Here is a 19,915-nt window from a genome sequence, read left to right as displayed (position 1 = left end):
CATCAGCATTCTGCTGCCAGACGAATAAGACGACCGCCAACGACGTGATTTCGTCTCCGGCCATCTTCTTGCCGCCTGCTTTAGCGCTTCTCCTCGTTTGCCCAATTTCCGCTCTCTGACGGTTGGGCAGTTGTTATTATCGCTAAAGCGGTTTAGCTTTAAGCTTACATTCACAGGAGGCGTAATGAACAGAGTCTGGGTTTTAGGCGATGCGGTAGTCGATCTGCTGCCGGAGGAAAATAATCATTTGCAACAGTGCCCTGGCGGCGCGCCCGCCAACGTGGCGGTAGGCGTGGCTCGTCTGGGCGGCGACAGCGGCTTTATCGGCCGCGTAGGCGACGATCCCTTTGGCGCATTTTTGCAGGACGTCCTGCTTCAGGAAAAGGTTAACACGGATTTTATGCGCCAGCTCCCGCAACAGCGTACCTCTACCGTGGTGGTGGGTCTGGATAATCAGGGCGAACGAACCTTCACTTTTATGGTGCGCCCGGCGGCCGATCTTTTCTTAACGCCGGACGACCTGCCCGATTTTGCGGCAGGCCAGGCGCTACACTTCTGCTCAATAGCCCTCAGCGCCGAACCTTCACGCAGCGCGGTGTTCGCCGCCGTTGAGCGTATTCACGCCGCCGGAGGCTGGGTCAGCTTCGATCCCAATCTGCGGGAAGATTTCTGGCACGACCATCAGGAAATGTGTCAGGTGGTCGATCGGGCTTTCGCGCTGGCGGATGTGGTTAAACTGTCGCTGGATGAGCTACAGCTGCTGACCGGCGAGCAGGAAACCGAGGCCGCGCTGGCCTTGTTCACCGCCCGCTTCCGTCCCGCCCTGCTGCTGATTACCCTGGGCGAAGAAGGCGTTATCGTCTGGCATGAAGGCGAACAGCGTCGGTTTAGCGCCTCGAAGGTGCAGCCTGTTGATACCACGGGCGCAGGCGACGCTTTTGTTGCAGGTTTGCTGGCAGGACTGATGCGCGAAGCGGATCCTTTACGCCCTCGCGATCTTGAGGCGGCCGTCGGGCTGGCTCAGCAGTGCGGCGCGCTGGCCACCACCGCTAAAGGGGCAATGACCGCGCTGCCCTATGCGAGCCAGCTGCAAAATGCCAGGCCCGTCACAATAACGAAATCGTAACAACAAAATCCTTTGTCACGCTCGTCGCTGTTCTCTACTCTCCTTATCGAACCGGTTTAGCTAAACGGTAAATTCTCTGGAGAATGGCGGATGTTAAAAATAAACCCTGTTGCGCTGGCGGTCACGGCAGCGCTGTTTCTTCCTCAAACAAGCCAGGCCGACAGCGATCTCAGCGCCGTTGAACGACGCCTTAACCAGCTGGAGGCGAGGCTGCAAAAAGCGGAGCGGCGTGCCGATGAGGCTGAACGCCGCGCCCGCCTGGCCGAACAGCGTCTGGCGCAGACCGCTCCGGCAGCCGCCATTCCCGCGACGGCATCCGATGCGCACACGCCTCAGACCCCACCCGCTATTCGTCAAGGCTCGGCGCAGGCGCCTGCCGTCGTAGCTGGCCCGCAGCCGCCGGTTGCGCCGTCGCCTGCCGACCAGCCGCAGGCGGTCAGACCGGCGGAGAAAACGCTGGCGGACGGTTTCGAGTTTCATGCCTATGCCCGCTCAGGCCTGATTATGAACGATTCAGCTTCTTCGACCAAAAGCGGCCCTTACCTGACGCCAGCAGGCGAAACCGGCGGCGCGGTCGGCCGTCTGGGCAACGAAAACAATACCTATGTTGAAATTAACATGGAGCACAAAACGCAGCTGGCTAACGGCGCGACCACCCGCTTTAAGGTCATGCTGGCGGACGGCCAGAGCGACTATAACGACTGGACGGCGGACAGCAGCGATCTCAATATCCGCCAGGCCTTTGTTGAACTGGGCAGCCTGCCGACCTTTAAAGGCATGTTTGCTGACAGCACGCTGTGGGCCGGGAAACGCTTCGATCGCGACAATTTCGATATTCACTGGCTGGATTCTGACGTGGTGTTTCTGGCCGGAACGGGCGGCGGGATTTATGACGTGCGCTGGGCGGACGGCGTGAAAAGCAACCTTTCCGTCTACGGCCGCAACTTTGGCGATATCGAAACTATCGATAACACCATTCAGAACTACATTGTGACCGCCAACACCTTCAGCGGGCCGCTGCAGTTTATGCTCAGCGGCCTGCGCGCCAAAGATAACGATGAGCGCGTCAACACCGCCGTGCGTAGCGATAACGCAGGCGACAGCGGCGTTCACGCCATGCTCGCCTGGCACGGCGACAGCTTTTACGGCCTGCGCGACGGCCAGTCGAAAACGGCGCTGCTTTACGGGCACGGCTTAGGCGCCGAGGTAAAAGGCATCGGCTCCGACGGCAACCTGACCGACAGCGCCAGCACCTGGCGTCTGGCCTCTTACGGCATGACCCCGCTAAACCAAACCTGGAGCCTGGCCCCGGCCCTGCTCGCGCAGCAGAGCAAAGATCGCTACGTTGCCGGCGACAGCTACCGCTGGGTGACCGCTAACGCCCGCCTGCTTCAGAGCATCAACGAAAACTTTATGCTGGCTTACGAGGGCAGCTATCAGTACATGGATCTCGATCCTCAGGGATTCAAAAGCCGTCAGAACGTCAGCGGCGGCTTCTACAAGCTGACTTTTGCGCCCACCTTTAAGCCTGGCGATATCGGCAACTTCCTCAGCCGTCCGGAAATTCGCTTCTTTGCCAGCTGGATGGACTGGGATAACGCGTTAGATCGCTACGCCAGCGACGACGCTTTTGGTACCAGCGGCTTTACCGCCGGCGGTGAATGGAACTTCGGCGTCCAGATGGAAACCTGGTTCTGATCGACCACTTTCAGGGGAAACACATGAATTTTGAACAGATTGCCCGCCAGCTGCTGCCGCTGCTCGGCGGCCGGGAAAACATCGCTTCTGCCGCCCACTGCGCCACCCGCTTAAGGCTGGTGCTGGTAGACGACAGCCTGGCGGATAAAAAAGCGATCGGCGAGCTGGAAGGCGTAAAAGGCTGCTTCCAGAACGCCGGACAGATGCAGGTGATTTTCGGCAGCGGCATTGTGAATAAGGTGCACGCCGCCTTTATCCAGACCGCCGGGATTGGCGAATCAAGCAAAAGCGAGGCGGCTTCCGTCGCGGCCCGCAAGCTCAATCCCGCCCAGCGCATCGCGCGGCTGCTTTCCAATATTTTTGTGCCGATTATCCCGGCCATCGTCGCCTCCGGCGTGCTGATGGGCCTGCTCGGCATGATGAAAACCTACGGCTGGGTCGATGCAGGCAGCGCGCTGTTCATTATGCTGGATATGTTCAGCTCCGCCGCGTTTATTATTTTGCCGATCCTGATTGGCTTTACCGCCGCCCGCGAATTCGGCGGCAACCCTTACCTGGGCGCGACGCTCGGCGGCATCCTCACCCATCCGGCGCTGACCAACGCCTGGGGAGTGGCGGGCGGCGTACAGACCATGAACTTCTTTGGCCTGGATATCGCGATGGTCGGTTATCAGGGCACGGTGTTCCCGGTGCTGCTGGCGGTATGGTTTATGAGCCTGGTTGAGAAGCGGCTGCGGAAAATCATTCCCAACGCGCTGGATATTATCCTGACGCCGTTTTTAACGGTAATTATCGCCGGTTTCGTCGCCATGCTGGTGATTGGCCCGGCAGGCCGCGCGCTGGGCGACGGCATTTCGCTGGTGCTGAGCACGCTGATCGCCCACACGGGCTGGCTGGCCGGGCTGCTGTTCGGCGGGCTTTACTCAGTGATTGTTATTTCCGGCGTGCATCACAGCTTCCACGCTATCGAAGCGGGCCTGTTGGGCAATCCCGCCATCGGCGTCAACTTTTTGCTGCCGATCTGGTCGATGGCTAACATCGCGCAGGCGGGTGCCTGTCTGGCCGTATGGTTTAAAACCCGCGACGTGAAGATCCGCAGCATCGTGCTTCCCTCCGCGCTCTCCGGGCTGTTAGGCATTACGGAAGCGGCTATTTTTGGCGTGAACCTGCGCTTTATGAAGCCCTTTATCGCCGGGATCGTCGGCGGCGCGGTCGGCGGCGCTTTTGTGGTGCTGATGCACGTGGGCATGACCGCCGTCGGCCTGACCGCGCTGCCTGGCATGGCTATCGTGCAGGCCAGCTCGCTGGTTTCTTATATCATCGGCATGGCGCTGGCCTTCGGCACCGCTTTTATTCTTTCCCTGCTGCTGAAATACAACGTTGAGGACAAAGCATGAGCGAAGCACAGCTGATCAATCGCGCGCTTAAGGCGGTGATGAACAGGAACGCCAGCGAAGATCCGCATCGTCCCGCCTGGCACCTTTCGCCGCAGACCGGCCTGATGAACGATCCCAACGGCTTTATTCAGTTTCAGGGTGAATGGCATCTTTTTTATCAGTGGAATCCGCTGGCCTGCGCGCACGGCGCCAAATATTGGGGCCACTGGCGCTCGGCTAACCTGCTGGACTGGCAGCATGAGCCGCTGGCGCTGGCCCCGGCCGAAACGTATGAAAGCCACGGCTGCTATTCCGGTTCGGCTGTCGATCACGACGGCACGCTGACCCTGTTTTATACCGGCAACGTGAAATTTTCCGGGGGCCGCACCGCCTGGCAGTGCATGGCAACGGTGAACGATGCGGGCGACGTGACCAAAACCGGCCCGGTTATCGGGCTGCCGCCGGGCTACACCGGCCACGTGCGCGACCCGAAAGTCTGGCACCATCAGGATAGCTGGTATATGGTGCTCGGCGCGCAGGATTTGAAAGAACAAGGGAAAGTGCTGCTTTATCGCAGCGAATCGCTGCATGAATGGACGCTGCTGGGTGAAATTGCCGGATCGCAGCTTAATGGCCTGGGCGACTTTGGCTATATGTGGGAATGCCCTGACCTGTTCGCGCTGGGCGATCGCGATGTGCTGCTGGTTTGCCCGCAGGGCCTGCCCGCGCAGCAGAGAAAATGGCTCAACGCCCACCAGAGCGGCTATTTTATCGGCAGGCTGGATTACGCGGCGGCCCGCTTCCCGCACGGCGAGTTCTGCGAGCTGGACCACGGCTTTGAATTTTATGCGCCGCAAACCACGCTCAGCGATGACGGGCGCAGAGTGCTTATCGGCTGGATGGGCGTGCCGGACGCCGAAGAACTGTTGCAGCCGACCGTAGGCCGCGGCTGGATACATATTATGACCTGCCCGCGCGAGCTGACGCTGGAGCAGGATCGGCTGATGCAGCGTCCGGCGCGCGAGCTACAGCAGCTGCGCCAGCAGCGGTCGCGCTATCAGCAGCGGGCCGCCTCTTTGCCGACGCTGCCGGTTGAACGCGCCGAGCTGGTTATTGGTTCGAGGGGTAGCTGGTCGGCCTGCTTCGGCGAGGCGCTGACGCTGGTCTGCAACGAGGACGGCCTGACGCTGAGCCGCCGCAATCTGCGCAGCGGCGAGACAGAACATCGCTACTGGACGGGCGCGGTTTCTCACCTGCAAATTCTCTGCGATCGCTCCAGCATTGAGATTTTTATCAACGATGGCGAAGGCGTGATGTCGGCACGCTATTTCCCGAATGCCGTGCCGGAAGTGGTGTGGCAAGGCGAAGCCAGCCTGACCGTCGATTACTGGCAACTCCGTTCAGGCATGGTAGTATAATGCGCTGACTCCCCTGATACGAATGCCTGTGAATAAGCCGAAACGCGTGACCATCAACGATATCGCCAGCCTGGCTGGCGTGTCCAAATCCACCGCCAGCCTGGTGCTGAACGGCCGTGGCAAAGAGCTGCGCGTGGCCGAAGCGACCCGCCAGCGGGTGATGGAGATCGCGCAGATGACGCACTATCAGCCCAGTATTCACGCGCGGGCGCTGAACAACTCGCGCAGCCATACCATCGGGCTGGTGGTGCCGGAAATGACCAACCACGGCTTCGCCACCTTTTCTCACGCGCTGGAAACGCTGTGCCGCGACGCCGGTTTACAGCTCTTAATCGCCTGCACCGACGAAAACAGCAGCCAGGAAACGCTGGCGGTCAATAATCTGATCCAGCGTCAGGTCGACGGGCTGATCGTCGCCTCCAGCCAGCTGAACGACAGCGAGTATCAGCAGCTCAGCCGCCAGCTGCCGGTGCTGCTGTTTGACCGTCATCTGGGCGACTCCACGCTGCCGCTGGTGATCTCTGAGTCGATTATCTCCACGGCGACGCTGGTCGAGCCGATCGCCAGGGAAGTTGAGGAATTTTACTTTTTTGGCGGCCAGCCGCGCATTTCGCCGACGCGCGATCGCCTGGCCGGTTTTCGTCAGGGGCTGGAACAGGCCGGTCTGGCGGTGCAACCGGAATGGATCCTGCACGGCCATTACAACGCCAGCTCGGGCTACGAGATGTTTGCCGAGCTGGTTATGCGGCTGGGCCGCGTGCCGCAGGCGCTGTTCTGCGCCGCCTGCGGGCTGCAGGAAGGGGTGCTGCGCTACCTGAGCCAGCATCATTTACTGTCGGCGCCCGTCAGGCTGTGCAGCTTTGACGATCACTACCTTTACGACGCGCTGTCGGTAAAAATCGATACCGTGATGCAGGATAACCGCCAGCTGGCCTGGCGCTGTTTTGAAACGCTGACCGGCCTGATTGACGGCAAGCTGACGGAAACGCCGCACATTTATCTGCCCGCCCGGGTAAGAAGGCGAACGCCATAGGTGCTGCTTCGGATGCTCAGGCAAGCTACGGATGCACCAGTGCGATATTTTTTTCCCTGAAGGCCGCCAGCGTATCCGCCGGCAGATCCGCCTCGACCACCAGCTGCGTAAGCGCCTCGCAGGCCACCACGGTATAACGCGCTACGCCGGGAATTTTTTCCCTGGTCATGGCGACGATAATCTCATCGCTGCGGCCCGTTAGCGCTTTTTTAAACTCCACGTCTTCATAATCAAATCCCGTTAAGCCCTCTTCGCTGTCCAGCGCACAGCCGCCCAAAAAAAGCTGGTCGAAACGAATGTCGCGGATCTGGGAGAAGGCGGTGATGCCCAGGCTGCCGCCCGTTGCCGTGTGCAGCCGACCGCCGATAACGATCGTCTCGCAGCGCGGCAGCTTCATCAGCTCCACCGCGATAATGGGCGAATGGGTGACCACCGTCAGCGCCATTTCCGGCGGCAGCGCCCGGGCAAAAGCCAGGTTGGTAGAGCCTGCGTCGATAAATATCACGCTTTGCGGCTTAACCAGACGGCTACACGCCAGCCCTAGGCGCGCTTTTTCTGCACCGTTTTTTTCCGTCCTCGCCAGCAGATCGCCCTGCGAGGCAAGCACGCTGACCGCGCCGCCATACACCTTTTTGCAAATCCCTTCGCGCGCCAGCTCCTGTAGATCACGGCGTACGGTATGTTCGGAAACGCCCAGCTGCTCGGCCAGCGTCGCGCAGACTACCCGTCCCTTCTCTTGCAACTCCTGACGGATCAGGGACTGCCGCTGTTGCGGGAAAGCTGCATAATCGAGCATAAAACCTCTTAAACGAGCTTTAAAAAACGCACAATACGGCATACACTATCATCCGTTCAGAGGTTGTCAACTTTCCCTCGTCCCGAAGGAGTCGCCGCATGAAGCTTCCTGATATCGATTTTCTGCATGAACTGGCCGACACAGCCGACCAGCAAACGCTGCCGCGCTTTCGCAGCAGTGAAAATCTTGCCATCAGCACCAAGCCCAAAGATGGTTTTCGTTTCGATCCGGTCACCCTTGCCGACCGCGAGGCGGAAAAAGCCATGCGGGATCTTATCGCGCAGCGCTATCCCACGCATGCCGTGATGGGTGAAGAATTTGGCCTCAAAGCGGGCGACGAGCGCGCGCCTTGTTGGGTGCTGGATCCCATAGACGGCACGCGGCCTTTTCTTTGTGGTCTGCCGGTATGGGGCACGTTAATTGGCCTGCTGCATCACGACCGCGCGGTGATGGGAATGATGAGCCAGCCCTTTACCGGCGAACGCTTTTATGCCGACGGCTCACAGTCATGGGCTGAAGGCCCTTATGGCAAAGTTCGCCTGCAAACCCGCCGGGATATCCCGCTGGATCAGGCTATTTTACATACCACCTCGCCGGAATCGCTGGGGCAGACGTCGCTGAAGTTTGACGCGCTGGATAAGGCCGTGCTGATGACCCGTTACGGCGGCGAATGTTATGCCATGGCGATGCTGGCCGCCGGTAAAATCGATGTTTGCGTTGAGTTCGCCCTTCAGCCTTATGACATTGTGGCGCTGATCCCGCTGATTGAGCTGGCAGGCGGCGTAGTGACTACCCCGGATGGCGGTCGGCCTGAACAGGGCGGCCAGGTTATCGCCAGCGGCAGCCCTCGCCTGCACTCGCAAATTTTGTCTATCTTAAACTGACGCTTAATTTAACCCGGAGTATCACCGCTCATGCCTGACCATGTCGACACGCTGCACCAGTCCGCCGCAGAAACGCCCGCAAGACGCGAGCAGAACGCCACGCGAGCCATGTTTTTTGTGGCGGGTTTCGCCACCGCTGGCTGGTCCGCGCTGGTGCCCTTCGCCAAAATGAATACCGGCGTCAACGACGGCACGCTGGGAATGCTGCTGCTCTGCCTGGGCGTGGGGGCGCTGGTGGCGATGCCGCTGACAGGCCATCTCACCACGCGTTTTGGCTGCCGGGCGGTGATGACCGTTGCCACGCTGGCCTTCTGCCTGATGCTGCCCTTGCTCTCGGTGATCCCCAGCCCTGTACTGCTGGCGCTGGCGCTGCTGGTGTTCGGCATGGGCGTGGGCACCACCGACTGCGCGATGAACGTGCAGGCGATCCTGGTGGAAAAAGCGGCGCCTAAGCCGATGATGTCCGGCTTCCACGGCTTTTACAGCCTGGGCGGCATTGCGGGCGCGGGTGCGGTCAGCGGCCTGATGGCGAGTGGACTGTCGCCCTTTGCCGCCAGCCTGGCGGCCGCCGTGGTTTCGCTGCTGCTGCTGGGTTACAGCTTTCGCGGCCTGCTGACCTACGCTAACCCGCCGGAAGGCCCGGCCTTCGCCCTGCCGCACGGCGCCGTGCTGACCATTGGCGCGATCTGTTTTGCCGTGTTCCTGGCAGAAGGCACGGTGCTGGACTGGAGTGCGGTATTCCTGACCGAACACCGCGATATGCCGGACACGCTGGGCGGCTTAGGCTTTGCCTGCTTCGCTACCGCGATGACCGTGGGCAGGCTGACCGGCGACCGCATCGTGGCGCGTTTCGGCCGCGAAAAAGTTGTGATCCTGGGCGCGCTGACCGCCGCCGTCGGGCTGGCGCTGCCGGTGATCGTCCCCTCCTGGCACGTTGCGCTGGTGGGCTATATGCTGATCGGCATCGGCTGCGCCAATATCGTGCCGGTGATGTTCACCGCTATCGGCAGGCAAAAAAGCATGCCGCAGGCCGCCGCCGTCCCGGCCGTCACCACGCTGGGCTATATCGGCGTGCTGGCCGGGCCTGCCACCATTGGCTTTGTCGCTCACCTTAGCTCGCTGCCGGTAGCCTTTATCATGGTTACGGTGCTGATGCTGCTGGTGGTGGCGCTTTCCCGCCGCGTGCGCATGTAGCAGCTATGCTGTCGGTGCCTCTCGCTAAGCCCCCGACGGTAAAGCGCAGCCGCGAGTGGAACAGCGTTAACGGTGCCTTCCGTTCAGCCCGCGACGGCGAAACGCAGCCCCGTCACGGCGTTAACGGCGCGGCACCAACCAGCTGACGGGCCACCGCTTCGGCATGTTCCGCCACCTGCGGCAGGCCCATCAGTTCGCCAAAGCGTCCGCGCGCCGCTGGCCCGACCACGTGCAGGTGCGCATTGGCCGTGCCCTGACGATTCAGGGTGCGCGACTGCGCGTCGACCAGGATGCCCAGCGCCAGCGGATCGGCCTGGATTATGCCCTCTTCCGCCAGCTGGCTAAGCAGCCTGTCGCTGGTCAGCAGCGCATTATGTGCCGGGCCGGTGGTGACGATCAGTTTGTCTGCGATAAGACAGACTTCCGCGCCTTTGCGCGGCCCCAGCCTCAGCGCGATTTGTTCTCCCTGCGCCCCAACCCCGGCCAGCCTTGCTGCCAACACGCGCAGCTGGCCGCTGCGTTGCCAGGTTTGCAAGGCCTGGCTGACCTGCGGCGCAATGCGGTAGCGATGCACATCCCACCAGGATCGTAAATGACGCAGAAAGCGGCGCTGCTCCCTTAGCGGCAATTGCTGCCAGATCTGCTGCGCGTGCGCGCGAATGTCGTCCAGCACCAGCTGCCAGGGCTGGCCTTCTGCCGCAGCCTGAGCCACTTCCTGACGCACCCGCCGCAGCCAGCCGCGCGCGGTGGCGGGCGCCTGCCGATAATCAAGCAATCGGGGCGCATAGTCGCCGCTGACGTTGTCGCGCGGCAGCTGGCCCCGCCTTGAAAAGGCCGTGACCGGGCCACGGTGCCCCCGCGCGGCAAGCGAAGCGACCATATCGGCCATGGTCAGGCCCGTGCCCATAATGACCACCCGCTCGTTTACGCCGACCGCTGCCAGCGCCTGCGGATGCCAGGGATTGGCGATCAGCCCCGGATGCCCGCCTAGCGCCTGCTGTACGCTTTGCGGCACGGCGGGCGGCGGATGGCTGATGGCCAGCACCACCTCATCCGCCCGAAATGTTTTGCCGGAAGCCGTAGTAACCAGCCCGTCACGCAGCGCCACGGCCCGGTCCTGACAGTGCGTCAGCCTGACGCAGGATTGGGCCGTCAGGCGAAACTGTTCCGCCACGTAAGCGCCGAACCAGCCACGCTGCGGATAGACTTTGCCGTCATGCCAGTGAGCGGCAGGATCCTGTCGGTCAGCGCTGCACTGCTGATACCAGCGCGCAAAATCCCCTTCTTCCGCTGCGGAGAGCTGCATTCGGGCGGCGGGGACATTGATACGGTGCGCCGGATCCGGGGTGCTGTAGGCGACACCCTGTCCCGGCTGCGCGCGCGGTTCAATCACCGTTACCGCTAAGCCCGCCTCGCCCAGGCGGGCAAGATGGATAGCCAGCGTTGTGCCGGTAAATCCGCCGCCAATAATTACAATATGTCGCTCAGCCATGCGCTGTCCCGGTCAAAGAGGTTTCAGGAGCTGCCTTCGCTAACGTTATGGCTTTGCCTACCAGTACGGGCAGACGTTGCCGATATAAGAAGAAAAGGCCTGCATGAAGCACACTATAGACAGGATAACCAACCACGACCAGAAAGCACGCGGCGCGGCGGTCGTCTGGTTCTATGATGAAAAGCGGAGAGTAAGGCCGTGCAAACAGCTACGTGTTCAGGGCCGTCTGGCGTTCAGGCAGGTACTCAGGTACTCAGGTACTCAGGCAAGCAGGTAATCAGGTAATCAGGTAATCAGGCAATCAGGCAATCAGGCAATCAGGCAATCAGGCAATCAGGCAATCAGGCAATCAGGCAATCAGGCAATCAGGCAATCAGGCAATCAGGCAATCAGGCAATTTTGCGGAAGGCTGGCTGATACAAAAATGCACGCAACGGGCTGCATAGCCGTTACGTGCATTTTTAAGGTACGGCAGACAGCGCCCCGCAGGCTGGTTTGCCAGCTTTCGGGACGCGGCAGCTATCAGGCCACGCCTTCTTCCTGCGCCTGCTCCGCCTCGGCTTTTTCGCGCGCCAGGCGATAGTAATCCGCTTTGGAAGCAGCCAGCGGGGTACGGCCCCGGATCAGATCGGCCATTTTCTCGGCGATCATCACGGTGGGCGCATTCAGGTTGCCGGTGGTGATCTGCGGCATAATCGAAGCATCCACCACGCGCAGCTTCTGCATCCCGTGCACGCGGCCTTCCGCATCCACTACCGCCATCTCGTCATTGCCCATCGCGCAGCTGCCGCAAGGATGATAGGCCGTTTCGGCATGATCGCGGATAAAGGCGTCAATCTGCTCGTCGGTCTGCACCGACGCGCCCGGCTGGATCTCTTCACCACAGTATTCAGCCAGCGCAGGCTGACGCATGATTTCACGCGTGTGGCGCACCGCGCTGCGGAACTCTTCCCAGTCGCGATCTTCCGACATGTAGTTAAAGAAGATCGACGGCGCAGCGTAAGGGTGTTTCGAGGTCAGCCTGACGCGACCACGGCTCATCGAGCGCATCGGGCCAACGTGCGCCTGGAAGCCGTGCTCTTTCACCGGGCTGCTGCCGTTGTAGTTAATGGCGACCGGCAGGAAGTGATACTGCAGATCCGGCCAGTCCGGCTTGTCGTCGCTGCGGATAAAGCCGCCCGCTTCAAACTGGTTGCTGGCGCCGATACCCGTGCCGCTGAACAGCCATTCCGCGCCGATTGCCGGCTGGTTCCACCAGTGCAGCGACGGATAGAGGCTGACCGGCTTTTTGCAGCGGAACTGCATATAAACTTCCAGATGATCCTGCAGGTTGCGGCCTACGCCCGGCAGCGCGTGAACAACCGGGATATCCAGCTCGCGCAGCCACTCTTCCGGACCGACGCCGGAACGCTGCAGGATCTGTGGCGAGGCGATAGCGCCCGCGCACAGCAGCACTTCACGCGTGGCGGTAGCCTGCTCTTGTTTGCCGTTGCGCAGCCAGCAAACGCCGACGGCGGTTTTGCCCTCAAACAGAATACGGTCGGTCTGCGCGTGGGTGACAATCGTCAGGTTTGAACGCTGCTTCGCCACGTCCAGATAGCCGCGCGCGGTGCTGGAGCGACGGCCCTGCGGCGTAACGGTGCGATCCATCGGGCCGAAGCCGTCCTGACGGTAGCCGTTCATATCGTCGGTTTCATGATGACCGGCCTGCACCGCCGCATCGATAAAGGCGCGGAACAGCGGATTATTGCCTTTTTTCGGCGTGGTGACGCTCAGGTAGCCGTCACCGCCGTGGTAATCGTTTTCACCGATATCGCGCTTCTCCGCCTTGCGGAAATAAGGCAGGCAGTTCAGATATGACCAGTTCTCCAGGCCCTTTTTGCTGGCCCAGTTGTCATAATCCATCGCGTTGCCGCGCACATAGCACATGCCGTTGATCAGTGAGGAGCCGCCAAGCCCTTTGCCGCGTCCACACTCCATGCGGCGGTTGTTCATTTTCGGCTCAGGATCGGTTTCATAAGCCCAGTTATAGCGTTTTCCCTGCAGCGGATAAGCCAAAGCGGCTGGCATTTGGGTACGGAAATCCCAGCGGTGATCCTTGCCGCCTGCTTCCAGTAAAAGTACCGATACGTCAGCATCCTCAGTCAGTCGCGTGGCCAGGACGTTGCCAGCCGAGCCGGCGCCGATAATGATATAGTCAAATTTCTGCATTAAACCTCCAAAACGCTGCGGCCTTCGCCGCAGCAAAAAAGTGTTATAAGCGCAAAACCGCCATCAAAACGCGGACGGATAGTCGCCCATTTCAATCAGTACGGATTTGGTGCGGGTATAGTGATGCAGCGTTTCCAGACCGTTCTCACGCCCCACGCCGGACTGCTTATAGCCGCCGACCGGCATTGGCGCAGGCGATTCGCCCCAACTGTTCACCCAGCAGATGCCCGCTTCCAGCTGATGAATAACGCGGTGCGCGCGATTCAACGAGGTGGTGAACACGCCTGCTGCCAGGCCGTATTCGGTGTTGTTGGCGCGATCGATAACTTCCTGCTCGTCATCAAAGACCAGCACGCTCATAACCGGCCCGAAGATCTCTTCCTGCACGATACGCATTTCGTCGGTGCAGTCGGTGAAGACGGTAGGCTCCACGTAACAGCCTTTCGCCATGTCGCCTTCGGTGATACGGGAACCGCCTGCCAGCACCCGCGCGCCTTCCTGCTTGCCGATTTCCATATAGCTAACCACTTTCTGGCAGTGCTCTTCGCTGACCAGCGGGCCGAAGTTGGTTTCCGGCTTAGTCGGATCGCCGCACTTGATGCCGCGCATTTTTTCCAGCAGACGCTTTTCAAACTCCGCCTTTAAAGAGCGATGAATAAACACGCGCGTGCCGTTGGTGCAGACCTGGCCGGTGCTGTAGAAGTTGGCCATCATGGCGCCGTCTACGGCACGTTCCAGCTCGGCGTCTTCAAAGATAATCAGCGGCGATTTACCGCCCAGCTCCATCGTGACCGACTTGAGGTTAGCCAGCGCCGCATCCGCCATTACGCGTTTGCCGGTGTTGACTTCGCCGGTAAAGGAGACTTTGGCAATTTTCGGATGCTGGCTCAGGCCCTGGCCGACGCTTCCGGCGCCCTGCACCACGTTAAAGACGCCGTCCGGCAGACCAGCCTCGGTGAAGATTTTTGCCAGCTCCAGCGCGGTAAGCGGCGTGACTTCGCTGGGTTTGAAAATCATGGCGTTGCCGGTAGCCAGCGCGGGCGCGCTTTTCCACATGGCGATCTGAATCGGATAGTTCCAGGCGCCAATACCGGCGCAAACGCCCAGCGGCTCGCGGCGGGTGTAGACCAGCGCGCTGTCGCGCAGCGGGATGGATTCGCCTTCAACCGCTACGGCCAGGCCCGCGTAGTATTCCAGCACGTCCGCGCCGGTTACGATGTCCACCGCTTCCGTTTCGCTCAGGGGTTTACCGGTGTCGGCCGTTTCCAGCGCGGCCAGCTCATCGTTGCGCTCGCGCAAGAGCGCCACGGCTTTTAACAGTACGCGGCTACGTTCAACCGGCGTATAGCTACGCCAGATACGCTGACCGGCTTCGGCGGAGGCGACCGCGCGATCGATATCCTGCTGGCTGGCCGAGGTGATTTCCGCCAGCACTTCGCCATTAGCGGGGTTGATGGTGGTGAATGTTTCGCCTTGACCCGCTTCTTCGCGGCCATTGATGTAAAGTCCACGGCGTTGCATATCGGCCATGTCTCCTCCTTTAAGGGTTAGGTTGCCGGGCCGGAAAGCCACAGCGCAAGATTTTGATAGCAAAGCTGACGCGCATCGAGCAGGCCCTGCGCCATCGGCTGGGGCGCCAGCGTCATGCGCAGCCACAGGCCGTCGATCAGCGCCGCCATGCTGGCGCCCGCCGCCCGCGCCGCATCTATCGGCAGCGCTCTGGCGAACTGCGCCGTCAGGTTGGAATGCAGTCGCCGGTCGTTGATTCGCTGCAAACGCTGCAAATCGGGCTGATGCAGGCTGCTGCTCCAGAACGCCAGCCAGGTTTTCAGCACCGGCCCGGCAATCTGCGAATCGTCGAAGTTGCCATCGATAATCGCGCGGATCTGCGCCTGCGGATCGTCGGCCGCGACGCTGCGGTGATGCTCGACCGCCCTGTAGAGATCCAGCAGGATCTGACGCATACAGGCATCCAGCAGGCCGTTTTTATCGCCGAAGTAGTGGCTGACGATCCCCGTGGAGACGCCCGCCTCTCTGGCTATCAGCGCCAGGCTGGCATCGGCCAGGCCGACCCGGTCAATCACCGTCAGCGTCGCATGAATTAACTGCGCCTGGCGGATGGCTTTCATTCCAACTTTTGGCATCGCTTAATCGGTTTCAGCTATTGAATAAGAGAGATTATAGACTTTTTATATTGAACGTTCAATCAAGAAAAAAATGACAGGCGTGGAGGCGTGAAAAAAGTTAACGAAACAGCAACGCGTGGAATCAGGTTAACCTTCTGTATTTATGCTATTTATTTGCGGATGGCGTGTTAATAAATGAGCGAGCAACAACGGGCGCAAATGCGTTGTAAAGAAGCCTTTCTGATGACCTTATGCAACGGTCTGGCCAGGATTTAAGCGCGGTCTGGCAGGCTGGTGTACCGGCTTAACGCCTGCCAAACGCAGTCGGGCGGCCTGTGCTGGCGAACCAGCGTCGGTAAACATGCCAACGGAGCTGGTCGCCCGAGCCCCGGCTTTACCGGGGACGAGCTGTCAGCGCGGATTTTTGGCCGTCAGGCCATCCAGCTTTATAGCTAATTGTTCAAGCACAAAGCCCGCCGGATCCTCAAATCCGCCGTTCTGGGCGACCACCTGCAAACCTTCCAGCAGCAGCGTAATCTCTTTTGCCAGCGCCTCTGGCTCGCCCGCGCCTGCCTGGCGACACAAGGCCGCCAGCCGCTGAAACTGTCGCTGTTTGTGGGCAAAAATAAGCGCTCTGACCTCCGCGAATTGCCCGGTGGTTTCCGCCAGGGTATTGGTAAACGGGCAGCCCCGCTGCAGCGTGCCGGTAAGATTATCTGCCAGGAACCGCCCGAACCCCATAATCTGGGCGGCGGAGTCGTCCGGAAACCGTTCGGCAAGCCGATCGAATACCTGACTGTAATCCTCAACCAGTAACTGTATCCATTCCAGCACCAGCGCTTCTTTGGAAGCAAAATGTCGATAAAGCGTCATCTTGGTGGACTGCGCTTTTTCGGCAATAGCGTCCACGGTCACGCGAGTGATGCCGTCCTGATAAAAAAGCGTTTCCGCCGCCTGGAGCAGGCGATCGCGCGGGGGAAGGCGTGGCTGTGAGAGTCTGGGCATAATTCCTCGTTGCAACGATACTGGATAGTATTATACGATACCAATCGGTATCATAAGATACTAACCAGTATACACCTTCAGGGTGTTGTCGTCTTCTCAGCCACGAATCGGATTTTTATGAATCTTTCAGACTATACATCTTGCGACGCTGTGGGCCTCGCAGCGCTGATTACCCAGGGCGAAGTCAGGCCTGAAGAAGTCAAAGAGGCGGCGAATAAAGCCATAGAAAAAGTGAACGGCGAGGTCAGCGCCGTGATTGAACTCTGGCAGGATGAACACAGCAATCTGCAAGGCCCGTTATACGGCGTGCCGATGCTGGTGAAGGATCTCGGCGTGTCCGTTAGCGGCCGCCGTAATGAGCTGGGGAGTCGGCTGGCGGCGGGATACGTCTCCGCGCAGGATTCTGTCCTTACGCAAAAAATGCGCCAGGCCGGGCTGGTAATGCTGGGCCGAACCACCACGCCGGAGCTGGCCACCAGCACCACCACGGAACCCAGCTTTAACGGCGGCACCCGCAATCCCTGGAATAAGCGCTACAGCGCCGGGGGATCGAGCGGCGGCTCTGCGGCGGCGGTGGCGTCAGGAATGGTGCCCGCCGCCCATGCCACCGACGGCGGCGGCTCGATCCGCGTACCGGCTGCAGTCAACGGGCTGTTCGGCCTGAAGCCCAGCCGTGGCCGCATCAGTATGGGCCCGGAAGTGGATGAAGTCTGGTCGGGCCTTGCCGTGCATGGCTTCGTCAGCCGTACGGTGCGCGACAGCGCGGCTCTGCTGGATGCCGTGCAGGGCAATACGCCCGGCGATCCTTTTATCATTGCCGCTGCGCATCAGACGCTGAGGGAGTGCGCCGCGCAGGAGCCGGGCAAGCTCAAAATCGGCGTGATGACGCATCCTTTAAATGGCCAGCGCAGCGAACCGGAAGTGGTTGCCGCGCTGGAACAGACTATTGGACAGCTTATTGCGCTGGGACATCAGGTAGAGGAAGCCGCGCCCGATATCGGCAGCTGGGACGCTTTTGTAGAAATGAATACGCGGTTCTGGGCATCGAATACCGCGGCCTGGATCGACGCGCTGGCCGCCATGATGAACAGGCCGATTAACGCCGACACGCTTGAGCCTGCAAACCTGGCGCTGTGGCGGCTTGGCCACGAGCTGACCGCAGTGGATATGATTGGCGCAATGCATATGCGCAACGCCGTGACCCAAAAAATGGGTCTGTTTTATCAGCAGTACGATATGTTGCTGACGCCTGCCCTGCCCGCTTTGCCCGTAGAACTGGGCCGCTACAATCTTCATCAGGGCAATCTGGACGGGCGCGGCTGGATGCATCAAGTTTTTGACCAGTCTCCTTTTACCGCCCTGGCTAACGTTTGCGGCACCCCGGCCATGTCGGTGCCGCTGGGGTTCAGCCCGGCGAACCATCTGCCGATCGGTATGCAGTTTTTAGCAGGATTTAATCAGGAGCCGGTATTGTTGCAGCTGGCGGGCCAGCTGGAGCGGGCCTGTCCCTGGGGCGATCGCAAACCCGCCGTCTGGGCCGGTCATTAATCTGCACTGACCGCTTTCTGCTTGTGCAATATGAATAAACAATTAAGGAGGCAGGCCCGCTTTTGACAGAGGCGGGCCTATGCGAAGCGCAAGGAATTTAACGCCAGAACGTTTATCTTACAGCACTTCAATCACCTCAAATTCTTCTGCTATCAGCTCCATATCGTCAGAAAAATGCCCTTCGCGGGTGAAAAACCGCTGATGCTCTTTCTGCCAGTATTCAAGGCTTAAATCGCCTTCACCTTCTTTGCGGGCAAACGCCTCCGTAACATCACAAAAACGCACCAGCCGCATTGAAACCAGTCTGGTCACGCAGACCGGGACGTTCTGACCATCAAGGATGATGTTATAGCTCCCAATCTTCGGGGCAGGCTCTTCCTGCTGGTAAGAGGCAAGAGATCCGCAGGAGGCCGTTTTGATCCCTTTTTTAATCAGGTCAGCAAGCTGGCTGGCCAGTTCCGGACTGTCGCCCATTTGCCAGGCATCTGCGCCTGGATACTTCGCTTTTAATACCTCAACTGTAGCTATTTACAGCCCTTTTTAATCGTCGATGAAAAACGTCATACAGGGTTTTAGCATGAACTGTCCGGACATTAACAGTGAGGCTTTCCCTCTGGTATTGTGGTCCGCTGTTCGCTCACAGTAGACTTTAGCCTGCACATGTCCGCTTTGTGCCAAAAGCGGACGTTTGTGAATCGAGATGGTGTGATAGATGTTGTGTTTAATTCCGGGGACAGCTAACCAGTGTTAATGGCAGCGTATGCTGTCAGTTGATAAAAACTTCTGCCACCATGAAAATCCACATCAAAGTACCCACCATCAAAAATAACTTTAATGTATTATCGCTCAAAGGAAAATGATAGGTCGCAGCCACGCCTTTTTTTCGGGCGACAAGAAGTAAAACCGGCGGGAGTAACACTGCCCATATAACAAGTGCTATGCCAGCATAGGAAATGGCAAGCAGAAAACCATCAGGCTTGATAATACAAAACAGAGCCGGAGGTAAATACGTCAAAAGAACAGGTAACATTTCATTTTTCTTTACCATCCGGTTTTTCAATAAGTCACGAAAGTAATCACACAAACCTAACGAAGCTGAGAGCAAAGAAGATAATATGGCAAACATTGCGAAAAAAACCAGTATCACTTCCATTGATGCTACCGCTTTCGCGCCTTCAATCATTCTGATGAAAGGACCTATATTACCGCCGGAACGCTTGATTTCTGCAAAGGTGGCCTTATCAACCACACCCATAGATAGGGTTAACCAGTAATAGTAGATGAATGCCGAAATAAATACGCCTGCACATAAGCTTCCAACAACCTTTTTATAATTAGTCCGACCATAAATTTTGATGAGCGAGGGAATACTTCCATGAAACCCAAAGGATATAATGCAGACTGGAATGATTAAAATAAACGAAGAGACGCCATTTAATTCGGGGTTGTCAGTTAAATATTGAAGTTTGACACTTTCAAGCAAACTACCGGTGGCTAGGAAAAAAGTTATAAATTTTGCTGCAACGAAAAATGAAATAACGTAATTTGCTGTCGACCCACCCATGTAAATCAGAGATGAAACCAGAAAAGTGATTAACAAAACAGACCATGTCGCTCCATTAATGCCAAATAATTTATTAAGCACCCCGGAAAAGGCAGACGATGCGCCAGAGATATAAGCATAAGTGATTACATAGAGAACAAACAGAAAGCTTGCATTAACGATCACGCTGATCCTGTGGCCCAGAAGATCCTTTGTAAAAGTATGAAAGCTTGTCCCGGAAGGAAATCGCAAATTTACATCAACCAGCATTAATCCGGTTAGAAGCATGAAAAATGCTGAGATCGATAACGTGATTACCCCTTTTGTAAACCATACATTTTCAAGAGCCAGAGGAAGCGCAAACATGCCTCCACCCACTATCGTTGCAACCACTAAGGTTGTTCCATGGCTGAGCCCGGCAATATTTTTCATCATATTCCATTTCTCATAATGCCCGGCAAAGGC

The 19,915-nt window shown here is 58.7% G+C and carries 16 protein-coding genes and 1 pseudogene; 9 read left to right on the top strand and 8 right to left on the bottom strand.

The annotated features are described in order from the left end of the window. The first annotated feature begins 184 nt into the window (after nt 1-184). From ACA373_RS03020 to ACA373_RS02995, 6 genes and pseudogenes are all read left to right on the top strand, one after another. Nucleotides 185-1,126, top strand: a complete 942-nt coding sequence (locus ACA373_RS03020; RefSeq protein ID WP_370733989.1) for an aminoimidazole riboside kinase — start codon at nt 185-187, stop codon at nt 1,124-1,126. Between the two features lie 90 nt (nt 1,127-1,216). Next, nucleotides 1,217-2,824, top strand: coding sequence for a carbohydrate porin (locus ACA373_RS03015; RefSeq protein ID WP_253454367.1), 1,608 nt, complete (start codon nt 1,217-1,219; stop codon nt 2,822-2,824). Between the two features lie 23 nt (nt 2,825-2,847). Further along, nucleotides 2,848-4,221, top strand: coding sequence for a sucrose-specific PTS transporter subunit IIBC (locus tag ACA373_RS03010; RefSeq protein ID WP_370733988.1), 1,374 nt, complete (start codon nt 2,848-2,850; stop codon nt 4,219-4,221). Beyond that, complete coding sequence (locus tag ACA373_RS03005) at nt 4,218-5,618, top strand: sucrose-6-phosphate hydrolase (protein WP_370733987.1); 1,401 nt, start codon at nt 4,218-4,220, stop codon at nt 5,616-5,618. Before ACA373_RS03010 ends, ACA373_RS03005 begins: the two co-directional genes overlap by 4 nt. Nucleotides 5,619-5,646: 28 nt before the next feature. Further along, nucleotides 5,647-6,651, top strand: coding sequence for a substrate-binding domain-containing protein (locus ACA373_RS03000; RefSeq protein WP_301253439.1), 1,005 nt, complete (start codon nt 5,647-5,649; stop codon nt 6,649-6,651). Beyond that, nucleotides 6,648-6,695 (top strand): annotated as a pseudogene (locus tag ACA373_RS02995) (hypothetical protein); the annotation flags it as partial. The gene ACA373_RS03000 and the pseudogene ACA373_RS02995, both read left to right, overlap by 4 nt. On the opposite strand, the gene ACA373_RS02990 reads toward ACA373_RS02995, so the two are convergent. After that, nucleotides 6,677-7,447, bottom strand: a complete 771-nt coding sequence (locus ACA373_RS02990) for a DeoR/GlpR family DNA-binding transcription regulator (protein ID WP_253454371.1) — start codon at nt 7,445-7,447, stop codon at nt 6,677-6,679. The pseudogene ACA373_RS02995 and the gene ACA373_RS02990 sit on opposite strands and share 19 nt — an antisense overlap. Before the next feature lie 98 nt (nt 7,448-7,545). On the opposite strand from ACA373_RS02990, the gene ACA373_RS02985 reads away from it, so the two are divergent. Then, nucleotides 7,546-8,331, top strand: a complete 786-nt coding sequence (locus ACA373_RS02985; RefSeq protein ID WP_370733986.1) for an inositol monophosphatase family protein — start codon at nt 7,546-7,548, stop codon at nt 8,329-8,331. Between the two features lie 30 nt (nt 8,332-8,361). After that, entirely contained in the window at nt 8,362-9,525 is a 1,164-nt protein-coding gene (locus tag ACA373_RS02980) for an MFS transporter (protein WP_370733985.1), read from the top strand. A gap of 112 nt (nt 9,526-9,637) precedes the next feature. On the opposite strand, the gene ACA373_RS02975 is transcribed toward ACA373_RS02980, so the two are convergent. The 5 genes from ACA373_RS02975 to ACA373_RS02955 all read right to left on the bottom strand — a co-directional run bounded on the left by ACA373_RS02975 (nt 9,638) and on the right by ACA373_RS02955 (nt 16,359). Beyond that, entirely contained in the window at nt 9,638-11,017 is a 1,380-nt protein-coding gene (locus ACA373_RS02975; RefSeq protein ID WP_370733984.1) for an FAD/NAD(P)-binding protein, read from the bottom strand. A gap of 522 nt (nt 11,018-11,539) precedes the next feature. Beyond that, nucleotides 11,540-13,228 (bottom strand): choline dehydrogenase, encoded by a 1,689-nt coding sequence (betA, locus tag ACA373_RS02970; protein WP_301253443.1) that lies wholly within the window; start codon nt 13,226-13,228, stop codon nt 11,540-11,542. Between the two features lie 63 nt (nt 13,229-13,291). Beyond that, nucleotides 13,292-14,749, bottom strand: coding sequence for a betaine-aldehyde dehydrogenase (betB, locus tag ACA373_RS02965; protein ID WP_253460990.1), 1,458 nt, complete (start codon nt 14,747-14,749; stop codon nt 13,292-13,294). Between the two features lie 26 nt (nt 14,750-14,775). Further along, nucleotides 14,776-15,372, bottom strand: coding sequence for a transcriptional regulator BetI (gene betI / locus ACA373_RS02960; RefSeq protein ID WP_253454376.1), 597 nt, complete (start codon nt 15,370-15,372; stop codon nt 14,776-14,778). Nucleotides 15,373-15,765: 393 nt separating this feature from the next. After that, a complete protein-coding gene (locus ACA373_RS02955) occupies nt 15,766-16,359 on the bottom strand; it encodes a TetR/AcrR family transcriptional regulator (protein ID WP_253454377.1) in 594 nt (197 codons plus the stop codon). Nucleotides 16,360-16,509: 150 nt separating this feature from the next. Between ACA373_RS02955 and ACA373_RS02950 the strand changes: the two genes are divergently transcribed. After that, nucleotides 16,510-17,907 carry an amidase gene (locus ACA373_RS02950; protein ID WP_253454378.1) on the top strand — a complete coding sequence of 466 codons (1,398 nt, stop codon included), beginning with the start codon at nt 16,510-16,512 and terminating at the stop codon, nt 17,905-17,907. 117 nt (nt 17,908-18,024) lie between these two features. Here the strand turns inward: ACA373_RS02950 and ACA373_RS02945 are convergent, their stop codons facing one another. Then, nucleotides 18,025-18,381, bottom strand: a complete 357-nt coding sequence (locus ACA373_RS02945) for an ASCH domain-containing protein (protein ID WP_301289494.1) — start codon at nt 18,379-18,381, stop codon at nt 18,025-18,027. 292 nt (nt 18,382-18,673) lie between these two features. Then, on the bottom strand, nt 18,674-19,885 hold the full coding sequence (locus ACA373_RS02940) for an aromatic amino acid transport family protein (protein ID WP_253454406.1): 1,212 nt from the start codon (nt 19,883-19,885) through the stop codon (nt 18,674-18,676). Nucleotides 19,886-19,915 lie beyond the last annotated feature (30 nt).

This window comes from Erwinia sp. STN24 (assembly GCF_041320675.1).
GTDB classification, from domain to species: Bacteria; Pseudomonadota; Gammaproteobacteria; order Enterobacterales; family Enterobacteriaceae; genus Erwinia; species Erwinia aeris.
Note: the sequence above shows the minus strand (reverse complement) of the source record. Positions and strands in the feature narration are given on the sequence as shown.